Raw genomic sequence first — 11243 nt, 5'->3', positions numbered from 1 at the left:
CAAGTTTAGGGTAGGCTACCCAGGAACGTGAAGGTGCGCTCCCGCCCTGGTCAGACCTGTTCCCACGGACCGAATTCGAGCAAAACGTCAATTGCTGTCTTACCGTCCTGCGGCCGAACGACATGTTCGAGGGCATAGACCCTCGATCCCTCCGCAGCGCGAGCGAGATCGGAAATACCGGGCAGAATGGTCGGTTCGGGTGGACCGCCCACACCACGATGGAAGTTCTCGATGGAATGCCCCAAATAGAGGACCCGTCCGCCGGGCGTCAGCCACTCCCCGGCGCGCTTCAAGGTTGCGGCCAGATGGTCGACCTCGAGGTGAAGAAAGCTGACCAACACCAGGTCGACCAGCCCTTCCGGCTGCCACTCGGTCGCGTCGCCGACCTGCCAGTCGACAGCCTTGTCCCCGTCACTCGCCCGTGCCAGATCGAGCGCCACCGACGAGTAGTCGACCGCAGTCACCGACCAACCTTGCCCAGCCATCCACCGCGCGTGACGGCCGTCGCCGCAGGCCAGATCGATCGCGGTGCCCGGTCTCAGATCGGAAATTCTTGTTGCGACGGTTCCCGCCGGGTCGACTCCCCATGGCTCCGTCACCGCTCGGTATCGCTCGTCCCAGTCGCGTGCGTCCATGATTGCTCTCCCATATCCGTTTCACCGTTTCAGATCGGACGGTGCCCCCAGCAGCATAGAGAACCCTCGAATGTGACAGATCGATACCCCTGGGGGTATACAGGTGACGGACAGGAATACCCCCACCCGTATCAGGAGTGAAGATGTCAGCGACCAGAACAGTCACCGCGGACCCACCCACCCGAGCCGACGGCATACTTGCGCGTCTCGGTCGATCGATGGCGACTCACACCCGCCTCGTCGTCGGCGTCTGGTTGATCGCGTTGATCGCACTCGGCGCCGCAGCACCCAGCGTCTTCACCTCTCTGGCCGGCGCGGGTTGGCAGGCAAACGGATCCGAATCCGTGCAAGTTCGCGAGTTGGCCGAGCAGCATTTCGGTGGAAATTCCTCCGCCGCAGTACAAGTGGTCGTTCACTCCGATTCTCTACCCATCACGGATCCGTCGATGCAGCAAACCCTGGCCGCGGCAACGGAAATCTTTTCCGCGGACCCTCGCTTCGGCGAAGTGATCGCCCCGCAGCCCGGTATGACCATCAGCCCGGACGGACATACCGGCATCATGGTCGCGGGCGCCAACGCGAGTACCGACGAGATGGTCAGCGCGGTAGACGAACTCGGCAAGAAGCTCACGGGCTTGTCCACCGACACGATCGAGGTGTACCCGACGGGTGCGTCGGCGTTGTGGAGCGATTTCAACAAGGCCAATCACGAAGCCATGATCAAAGCCGAAATGATGTCGTGGCCCGTCACTCTCGCGATCATGGTGTTGGCCTTCGGCTCCCTGGTTGCCGCGGGTCTACCACTACTGCTGACGCTTGCGGGCCTGGTCGCTTCGGCGGGCGGGCTTGTAATCCTCAACGAGATCACGCCGATTTCCGTGTGGGCCATGAACTTCGCGATGATGTTCGCTCTCGCGCTGGGCATCGACTACGCACTCTTCCTCGTCGCCAGGTTCCGGGATGCATTGCGAGCCGATCCGGATCCAAGGGCCGCCGTGGCTCAAACCATGGACACCGCCGGCAAGGCTGTGGTCCTTTCCGGCCTCACAGTTCTGGTCAGTTTGTCTGCGGTTCTCATCGTTCCAGCCCCGGCCGTACGCACGATGGCTGTCGGAATCATGCTCGCTGTGATCTTCGTTCTCGCCGCAACACTCACCCTGTTGCCTGCCGTGCTCGGCCGGATCGGCGCGAAGGTCAACGGCGGTTCTCTACCGTATGCAAAGCGCCAGCAGCACCGCTCCCCGATGTTCGCAGGTTGGGCATCATTGCTGCACAAGCACCCGTGGCCATTCGGCTTCGGCGCCTTACTCATCCTGATCGCACTCGTTGTTCCGGTCTTCGGACTGAAGGTGGCAATGCCCTCCATCGCCGTGGTTCCCGAGGACGCCCCGGTTCGCCAGGGCTATGAACTGGTGCAGCAGCAATTCGGGGACGGCGCCCCGGGGATGTTGCAGATCGTCACGTCCGCCGACGATGCAGCCGACACCTCACGAATTGCCATGAGCGTTGACGGCGTGGCCATGGTCACCCCAGCGCAACAAGCTGCCGACGGGTCCGATCTTGTTATGCTGCAAGCAGTTCCCACCGTCGACCCGTCAGATCCTGCGATGGAAACCATCCTTGCCGACCTTCGGTCGCAACTGCCGGAATCGGCGCTCGTCGGCGGCGCTCCGGCCGAAAATCTCGACCTTCAGCAGGCACTCGACGACTACCTTCCCATCGTCGTGGTCGTGATTCTGACGCTCGGATTCCTGTTGCTGCTGATCGCCCTCCAGGCGCCTTTGATCGCCTTGATCGGCACGCTGGTCAGCCTGCTGTCCACTGGGGCCGCATTCGGAATCGCGAAGCTGATCTTCCAGGACGGTCACGGAGCAGGCCTACTCGGCTTCACCCCCCAGGGTTTCCTCAACGGGTGGGGTCCGGTCTTCTTCTTCGCCATGATCTTTGCGATCGCGATGGACTACACCGTATTCCTGCTTTCGAGTGCCAAGGAGCACTACGAACGCACAGGCGACCCCGCGATCGCACACATCGACGGCCTCGCGCATTCGGGTCGGGTCATTGCGGCGGCAGCAGCGGTGATGGTTGCGGTCTTCTTCACTTTTGCGCTCGCAGATCCCTTGCCACCCAAGGAAATGGGCATCATTCTCGGCGTAGCTGTCCTCCTGGACGCATTGCTCGTCCGCTTGGTGCTGCTGCCCGTTCTCCTACGCCTCACCGGCCGGGCAGCCTGGTGGGCGCCGGCATGGCTGCGTCGCGTCCTGCCGAACATCAGCTTCTCGCATGGCTGATCGTGTACCCGACATCACTGTCCTACTGATACCCCCAGGGGTATGATGGGGACAAGAGAAATCAAAGCCGGCGACAGTGACAGCCCACGACGAGGAGCGCGCAATGACAACACCCACAGAACCGATAGCGATCGCAACCAAGGTCACCGGAACCTTCGACGACGTCGTCACCCGCACGCGTGGCGCTCTCGCCGAGCAGGGCTTCGGCATCCTGACCGAGATCGACATGCAGGCAACACTCAAGGCGAAGCTGGACGAGGACATGGAAAAGTACCTGATCCTGGGTGCCTGTAACCCGCCGTTGGCCCATCGGGCAGTTTCGGTGGATCGTCAGATCGGCCTCCTGCTGCCGTGCAACGTCGTCGTCCGCGAAGATACGACTACCGAGAATTCGTTCTTCGTCGAAGCGATGAACCCTGCTCTCATGGTTCAGGTTTCCGGCGAACCCGGCCTCGAGTCCGTGGCAGCCGACGCAGCCGTCAAGTTGCGCGCGGCCGTCGACTCGCTGATCTGACACCGCAGTCGGATCAAACACTGAATCAAGCAGTGACATGCCCCCAGGGGTACCCTTGACCGCAGCACGAACACTCGAGAAGGGGCCACCATGACCGGCGACGAAGAGAGCATTGCGCTCGTATTGAACAGACTGCGTCGTGCCCACGGCCAACTTGCCGGGGTCATCTCGATGATCGAGAACGGCCGCGACTGCAAGGACGTCGTCACGCAACTCGCCGCCGTGTCCAAGGCGCTGGACCGAGCAGGGTTCAAGATCGTCGCTTCCGGGCTGCGTGAATGCCTGAGCGGTGACAGCGCGGAAGGTCAGGAACCGATGACCGAGGCCGAACTCGAGAAGCTGTTCCTGGCACTGGCCTGAAACATGTGAAGGGCCTGACCTGCAGTTAGCAGGTCAGGCCCTTTCTCGCGTGCGGAAAACTACTTCGCCAGGAAGTCGATCAGCACCTTGTTCACGGCCTCCGGACGCTCGAGGTAGCCGTAGTGCCCGGCGTCGGGAATCTCTTCGTACGACGCCGTCGCGATGCAGTCCGCCACCTCGCGGGAGAGGTAGGGCGGGATCATGCGGTCGTCGGCGAAAGCGACGGACAGGCACGGGCGCATGATCGACTTGTACGCACCCCGTCGATCGAAGGCGCGGTCCATACCGAGCTGTGCGCGAACACCCGGTGACGTTGCGCCGCCGGTGAACTCGAAGATATCCATCCAGTCGCGCGCCGAGTGATCGTCTGCCAGCGTGGCCGGCGAAAGGTTCATCACCGCGGTCACTGCGGCACGGTACTTGGCCGGCAGAGCGACGCCACTGTCGAACAACTGGCGCTCGCCCTCGGTCAGGACCTGCTGGAAATGATCCATCCGGGCGTGGCCGGCGAGGAACACTGCTTTGCGAACCAGATCGGGCCTGGCGAGCGTCAGTTCCTGCGCCACCCGGGCGCCCATCGAGGTGCCGATGACATGGGCCGGACCGCCACCGAGGTGCTCGATCAGTCCGGCGGTGTCTGCGACCATGTCGGGCATCGTGATGCCGCCGAGGCTCTCGCCGGACGGTGCGATTCCGCGGTTGTCGAAGGTGCAGACTCGGTAGCCGGCGGCCACCAGCGCCGGGGTCTGGTGCAGATCCCAGACGCGGCCGGGGCTGCCGGTCCCCATGATGAGCACCACCAGATCTCCATCACCCTTGACCTGGTAATTGATGGGGATTCCGTTGATTGTGGCGACCGTCATGTCAGCCTTCCTCCTCGTACGTGTGATCAACAATTTTGGTTGGATAGCCTAAGCTGATGGGCGGTCGTGTGACCGCAACCCCAGCCCATGCTCGTCCAGGAGGACCCCCGTTGAGAGTCGCTACGCTCGGATACCAAACCTGGGGCCACCGTACCCTGCAGGCCTTGATCGACTCCGATCACGAGGTCGTGCTGGCAATCACACACCCGAAGAGCGAACACGTCTACGAACAGATGTGGGCGGACTCGGTTGCAGATCTGGCGGCCGAGAACGGTGTACCCGTTCACGTGGCGAACAAGCCTGACGACGCCTTCAAAGCCGCGCTGGCCGAAGCAGCTCCCGACATCATCGTCGCCAACAACTGGCGTACCTGGTTGCCTGCGGAGGTCTTCGACGCACCCAAGTACGGCACCCTCAACATCCACGATTCGCTGCTGCCCAAGTACACGGGATTCTCCCCGCTCATCTGGGCTCTGATCAACGGCGAAGAAGAAGTCGGGCTCACGGCGCACCTGATGGACGAGGAACTCGATGCGGGCGACATCGTGCTGCAGCGTTCGACGACGGTCGGCCCGACCGACACCGTCACCGATCTGTTCCACCGCACGATCGACATGATCGGCCCCATCACACTCGACGCCCTGGATCTGATCGCGTCCGGCCGTACCGACTGGACGCCGCAGGACCGATCGCAGGCCACGTTCTTCCACAAGCGCGCACCGCAGGACAGCCACGTCGACTGGTCCTGGCCCGCCGAGGTCATCGAGCGTTTCGTCCGGGCACAGTCCGATCCGTACCCCAACGCTTTCGCCGAGTTCAAGGGCCAGCGCATCCGCATCCTGAAGGCGTCCGTCTCACGCGGGCACTACGGCGGAACCCCCGGCCGAGTGTTCATCCAGGAAGACGACGGCATGGTGATCGTCGCGGGCCCCGACGCGTGGTCGGGCAAGAACAAGGGACTGCGGATCGAGCGCGTCCGACTCGACGACGGCAGCGAGTACACCGCCGCCGAGTTCTTCCCCCACGGCGGCGGGTACCTCACCTGATCGCCGGATCAGACCCCCTCAGTACAAAACCCAGTACAAACCCCTCAGTCGCGACCTTCCCAGGCCGCCCACAGTTGTGCGTAACGCCCGCCCGCGGACACCAGTTCGCGGTGCGGGCCTTCTTCTACGATCTGACCGTGTTCGAGCACGATCACTCGGTCGGCGCCCGCAGCCTGCGTAAGCCGGTGTGCGACAACCAGAGTGGTGCGGCCCTCCGTAGCGGCGTCGGCAGTCGCTTCCAGTTCCCGCGCTCCGGCGCTGCCCGCCTCCGCTGTTGCCTCGTCCAGTACGGCGACGGCGGGATCGGCCAACACCAGTCTCGCCAAAGCCAACTGCTGCGCCTGCGCCGCTGTCATCTCGTGCCCGCCTTCGCCGACGACGGTCAGCATTCCCTCGTCGAGAGCCTCCACCCACTCGTACGCGCCGACCGTCCGCAGTGCCGCGGCAACGTCCTCGTCCGAGGATTCGGGAGCCGCCAATCTCAGATCCTCGATCAGAGGTCCGGCAAAGACATGAACCTCCTGACTCACGATCGCGATGTGGCGTCGTAGGTCGTCGAGGTCGGCAAGCGGGACACCGCCGATCGACACCCGGCCCGACGTCGGAGTGATCGAACCGGCAGCGATCGCCGCGAGCGTCGTCTTTCCGGCTCCGGTCGAACCGACGAGCGCCACGCGCTCCCCCGCTCGCAGTGTGAGGCTCACTCCGTGGAGAACCTCATGACCACCGTCGTAGCTGTGCCGAATGTCATCCAGACGCAGCGAACCGTCGGCCGGAACGGAACCTGCATCCGTCGAAGGCTCCGTTTCCTCGATCTCGACGACGCCGACCAGTCGCGCGAGGCTGGCGCCGGCCGACTGCACTTCGTCGAAGGTGTAGAGCAGCGAGCCGATCGGGTTGAACAGGCGGTGGAACAGCAGGGCAGCAGTCGTCGTCTGGCCGACTGTCACGACGTCCTCACGGACCAGCAGGAATCCGACGACGAGAATCATGGACAGGCCCACGAATTCGGCGCGGTTACCTCGACCGGCGAACCTCGTGAACAGGCCGAACACTCCGACTGCCAGATCGCGCGCTTTTGCCGACGCCGCATCGATCTGCCCGAGGTGTTCCTTCTCGAGGCTGTACGCACGGACCGTCTTCGCACCCTGGAGACTGCTGATCAGCGCTTGTGAACGAGCGCCCATCGCTACCCGCTCGGCTGCGTAAACAGGAGCCGAGCGTGGCAGGTACCACTTGAGCGCCAGCGCGTACATCGGCAGCGCGACCATTCCGGCCAGACCGAGTCGCCAGTCGAGTCCGAGCATGGTCACCATGCTCAGAGCCACGAGCAGAACCGCCGCGATCATGCCGGGAACCACGTCGGACACGGCCTTGGCGATCACCGACACGTCGTCACCGACTCGTGAGAGCAGATCGCCCTTACCGACCTTCTCGACGGTCTGGATCGGCAGGCGCAGTGCCCGGTCCACGGTCCGCTCTCGCAGATCCGCCAGGATCGTCTCACCGAGCCGCTTGATCAGATAGGCAGCCACACCGGTGAACACACCGCCCACGATTGCGGCAGCGGCGATGATCACGACCACCCCGACGATCGTCGACGTGGGCGCGTTGTCCCGGACCCGGTCGACCAGGACACCGAAGACGTAAATCGGCACCAGGGCCATCGCCGACGCCGAAGCCGCGACGATCAGGACCAGCAGGCTCTGCATCCGGTGTTCGGCCAGCGCTGCCCGCAACCACCTCCAGGTCTGGCGACCACTCGCGATCGGCAACAACTCGCGCTCTGTCACCTTCTCGGCGTTCTCCCCGGCCGGCATTTCGGTTGTCATGTCCGTGGCCGTCACCGCAGCACCGCTCCTCGGTAGTTCGCGTCGCCGCGAGAGAGTTCGGAATGTGTGCCGATCGAGGCGATCACTCCGTCGTTCAACACGATCACTCGATCCGTCACGGCCAGCAAGGCTGGGCTGCTGGTGATCAATACCGTCGTGTGGATGCCACCGGCACCCTCGTGCCGCAGTTCTGCGATTCCTTCGGCGATCGACGCCTCGGTCACCGCGTCCACCGCCGTCGTCGGATCGTGCAGGACCATCACGGGTGCCTGTGCCACCAGGGCGCGCGCGAGGGCGACGCGTTGCCGCTGGCCTCCCGACAAACTGGCGCCCCGATCGGTCACTTCGAGGTCGAGACCGTCCGGATGTGCATCGACGACATCCGCCGCTGCCGACGCCACCAGAGCGCTCTGGATGTCGAGAGCAGCGCCATCACCGGCGCCCGCGGTGACGTTCGACGCAAGCGACCCGGAGAACAGATCGGTGATGTGCGGCTCCACCAACACCGTCCGACGTGCCAATCGCAAGTCCATGTCGGACAGGCTGATTCCGCCAACCCTCACCACTCCGCGATACGCGTCCTGCGCCAGCTGACCGGACAGGACCGCGACAAGGGCGTCGGCGTCCTGCGGCTGGTAAGCCACGACGCCCAGCAGTTCTCCCGCAGGCAGGTGCAAGTCGATGCCCTTGAGCGACTTGTACTCGACTCCGTCGAGGGTCAGGTCGGTGCCTTCGAGTTCGGTCTGCGAACCCGCGCCACGCAGTGGCTCCGCGTCCAAGACCAATGCCAGTCGATCCGACGACGCCCGCGCCACCGCGAAGTATCCGGGAATGGACGCAAGCAATCCGAGCGGTTCGATGATGAACTGCGCAAGCCCCACCACGGTGATCAGTTCACCGACCGTGATCCGGCCCTGCAACGCGAAGTATCCGGCGAAGCCCGCAACACCGACTGCGAGCAACGCACTGACGGTCGCGGCAACGCCGGTGTAGATACCGGTCGCCTTGGCCGTGCCGATCGTCGATGCGAGCGCTTGACGGCTGACCGTGCGGTAGCGCGCCGACGCGGTCTTCTCACCGCCGATACCGCGCAGCGGACGCAATCCGCTGACCAGATCCGTAGCCATCGCCGACGCCCGCGCGATCGACGCCTGCTGACCGGTGGCCCTCGACGTGATGAGAGGCGCCGCCAACTGCAGCAGACCGAGAATGACCGGCGTTCCGATCAGAACGGCCAGCCCCAGCCAGAGGTCGATCCACACCAACGCCACCGCCGACGCCACCGCAGCTGTCAGGGCCGCAGCGGCGCGCGGGACGATGTCCGCGATCCACGAAGTCTGCTCGGCATCGGATGTCGAGACTGTCAGCAATTCACCCGAACGCAGATCGGTGCGCACCCCACGCGGATCGAGGACGCGGTGCGCCACCTCGAGCCGGAGGCGATGAGCCTCCTGCTGCATCGCGGTGACGATGAAGCGTGCGCCGAAGCGCCACGCGGCCGTCAGAACGAGAAACAGAGCCGCGAGACCGACGATGGAGACGATCAGGGCCGTGGTGTCCGAAGTCTCCACCGCACGGTCGATGATCACACCGATGGAGATCGGCACCGCCGTCTCGGTCAGTTGGTGCAGACAGACCAGAACCGTGCCGATGGCGAGCGGGCCACGGTTACGGACGAGGACACGTCGCAAAATCGCAGCACCGCTGTGATTGCCACTATCCGGCTCGTCCGAGTCGACGGTCACACTCGAGGGGGTCGAACTCATGGAACTCCAAGCATCGATGGAAGCGATAAAGTTGAGTACAGAGATAAGTAAGTCGACCCTAATACATGAGCAACTAGCGTCGACACGCCCAGTTCTCATAGAGTCGCGAGTAAGAACCATTGCTTGCGCCGTGCAGGCAAGCACGAGAGGAACATGATGGCTGAGAACACGACCGTCGAAACCGAGATCGCGGACGAGGACCTCGAGCCCGTAGCGGACGAAACTGCTCGTCAGGCACAGCGCGTCGTCGCTGCCTACGCGGAAGATGCCGACGAGTGCAGGATGCTGCTCTCGATGCTCGGTATCTCCCCCGCCGCCAAGCTCGACTGAATCTTTCCCTCACCGACCGAGAAGGAACCACGTGCCTGTCAGTCCGGATTCGACCAGTTCAACCCTTTCTGACAGCGCACCTGCTTCTTCGACCGGTGAAGCCGTGTCCGGGCAGGCTGAGTTCGTTGTCGTAGCGAACCGCCTGCCCGTCGACTTGGAACGGCTTCCCGACGGCACCACCCGCTGGAAGCGAAGCCCCGGCGGACTGGTCACCGCTCTCGAGCCGATCCTGCGCAGCAATCAGGGCGCGTGGGTGGGCTGGGCGGGGGTGGCGGACGCCGAGCTCGACCCCATCGTCGAAGACGGACTCGAGCTCTACCCCGTGCCGCTGAGCGCCGAGGAGATCAACGAGTACTACGAGGGATTCTCCAACGCCACCCTCTGGCCGCTCTATCACGACGTCATCGTCAAACCCGAGTACCACCGCGAATGGTGGAACGCCTACGTCGAGGTGAACCGGCGATTCGCCGAAGCCACCTCCAAGGCAGCGGCACAGGGCGCGACAGTCTGGATCCAGGACTACCAGCTGCAGTTGGTACCGAAGATGCTGCGGATGCTGCGCCCCGACCTGACCATCGGCTTCTTCCTGCACATTCCGTTTCCCCCGGTCGAGCTGTTCATGCAGATGCCGTGGCGCACCGAGATCGTCGAAGGCCTCCTCGGCGCCGACCTCATCGGCTTCCACCTTCCGGGTGGCGCACAGAACTTCCTGTACCTGGCCAGACGCCTTGCCGGGCAACAGACTTCACGTGGAACCGTCGGCGTCCGCTCCAAACTCGGTGTGGTGCAAGTAGGTTTCCGTAGCGTCCGCGTCGGCGCCTTCCCTATCTCCATCGACTCCGGCAAGCTCGACGAGCTCTCGCGCACCAAGGCAATTCGAGACCGCGCCAAGCAGATTCGCAAAGAACTCGGAAACCCCAAGCACATCATGCTGGGCGTCGACCGCCTCGACTACACCAAAGGCATCGACGTCAGGCTCGCTGCGCTCCACGAACTTCTCATGGAGAAGCGCATCGACCCCGCCGACACCGTCATGGTGCAGTTGGCGACCCCGAGCCGCGAACGCGTCGAAAGCTACGTACAGATGCGCGGAGACATCGAGCAGAAGGTCTCCCGAATCAACGGCGAGTTCAGCGAAGTCGGCCGCCCCGTCGTCCATTACATCCATCGGCCGATCCCACGCGACGAACTGGTCGCGTTCTTCGTCGCCGCCGATCTCATGCTCGTCACGCCGCTGCGTGACGGCATGAACCTCGTCGCCAAGGAGTACGTCGCCTGCCGAAGCGATCTGGGTGGTGCATTGCTGCTCAGCGAATTCACCGGTGCCGCAGCAGAACTCCGCCAGGCATTTCTGTGCAATCCCCACGACCTCGACGACGTCAAGGATTCGATGGAGAAGGCCCTCAATCAGCCGCGCGAGGACGGCCGGCGCCACATGCGTGCGCTACGTCGTCAGGTCCTGACGCACGACGTCGACCGCTGGGCGCGCTCGTTCCTCGACGCGCTCGCACACGGCGGTGCCGCAGGCCCGGCGCTGATCGCCCCGGCCGAAGCCCAAGACCACTGAGGACAGTGCACAAAGGCTGAGGCCGCGGAGAGTGAATCT

General features: G+C 63.9%; 10 protein-coding genes. 6 read left to right on the top strand and 4 right to left on the bottom strand.

The features are described from left to right. Positions 1-50: 50 nt before the first annotated feature. Positions 51-635, bottom strand: a complete 585-nt coding sequence (locus GN300_RS15725; RefSeq protein WP_063314997.1) for a bifunctional 2-polyprenyl-6-hydroxyphenol methylase/3-demethylubiquinol 3-O-methyltransferase UbiG — start codon at positions 633-635, stop codon at positions 51-53. Between the two features lie 143 nt (positions 636-778). Between GN300_RS15725 and GN300_RS15720 the strand changes: the two genes are divergently transcribed. The 3 genes from GN300_RS15720 (at position 779) to GN300_RS15710 (ending at position 3800) form a co-directional block, all read left to right on the top strand. Beyond that, entirely contained in the window at positions 779-2926 is a 2148-nt protein-coding gene (locus GN300_RS15720) for an MMPL family transporter (RefSeq protein ID WP_082845695.1), read from the top strand. Between the two features lie 103 nt (positions 2927-3029). Beyond that, positions 3030-3440 (top strand): DUF302 domain-containing protein, encoded by a 411-nt coding sequence (locus GN300_RS15715; RefSeq protein WP_003945447.1) that lies wholly within the window; start codon positions 3030-3032, stop codon positions 3438-3440. A 90-nt stretch (positions 3441-3530) separates the two neighbouring features. After that, on the top strand, positions 3531-3800 hold the full coding sequence (locus tag GN300_RS15710; protein WP_007734349.1) for a metal-sensitive transcriptional regulator: 270 nt from the start codon (positions 3531-3533) through the stop codon (positions 3798-3800). Between the two features lie 59 nt (positions 3801-3859). Here GN300_RS15710 and GN300_RS15705 read toward each other — a convergent pair whose 3' ends face one another. Beyond that, positions 3860-4663, bottom strand: coding sequence for an alpha/beta fold hydrolase (locus GN300_RS15705; protein ID WP_003945829.1), 804 nt, complete (start codon positions 4661-4663; stop codon positions 3860-3862). Positions 4664-4773: 110 nt separating this feature from the next. Here GN300_RS15705 and GN300_RS15700 point away from each other — a divergent pair, with 110 nt between their 5' ends. Further along, on the top strand, positions 4774-5709 hold the full coding sequence (locus GN300_RS15700; protein ID WP_007734348.1) for a methionyl-tRNA formyltransferase: 936 nt from the start codon (positions 4774-4776) through the stop codon (positions 5707-5709). 44 nt (positions 5710-5753) lie between these two features. Here the strand turns inward: GN300_RS15700 and GN300_RS15695 are convergent, their stop codons facing one another. Then, the gene (locus GN300_RS15695; RefSeq protein WP_371747841.1) at positions 5754-7541 is read right to left on the bottom strand and encodes an ABC transporter ATP-binding protein; all 1788 of its coding nucleotides are present in this window, start codon (positions 7539-7541) and stop codon (positions 5754-5756) included. An 11-nt stretch (positions 7542-7552) separates the two neighbouring features. Continuing rightward, positions 7553-9307, bottom strand: coding sequence for an ABC transporter ATP-binding protein (locus GN300_RS15690; protein WP_081557388.1), 1755 nt, complete (start codon positions 9305-9307; stop codon positions 7553-7555). Positions 9308-9463: 156 nt separating this feature from the next. On the opposite strand from GN300_RS15690, the gene GN300_RS15685 reads away from it, so the two are divergent. Together GN300_RS15685 and GN300_RS15680 are read left to right on the top strand one after the other, a co-directional pair. Then, positions 9464-9637 (top strand): hypothetical protein, encoded by a 174-nt coding sequence (locus tag GN300_RS15685; protein ID WP_164490548.1) that lies wholly within the window; start codon positions 9464-9466, stop codon positions 9635-9637. A gap of 103 nt (positions 9638-9740) precedes the next feature. Then, positions 9741-11204: a trehalose-6-phosphate synthase gene (locus GN300_RS15680; protein WP_085989962.1), complete on the top strand. Its 1464-nt coding sequence runs from the start codon at positions 9741-9743 to the stop codon at positions 11202-11204. Positions 11205-11243: the final 39 nt, after the last annotated feature.

It is taken from the genome of Rhodococcus sp. Ni2, assembly GCF_021352185.1.
GTDB lineage: Bacteria > Actinomycetota > Actinomycetes > Mycobacteriales > Mycobacteriaceae > Rhodococcus_F > Rhodococcus_F qingshengii.
The sequence above is the reverse complement of the archived record's forward strand: the minus strand, read 5'-3'. Positions and strand labels throughout refer to the sequence as shown.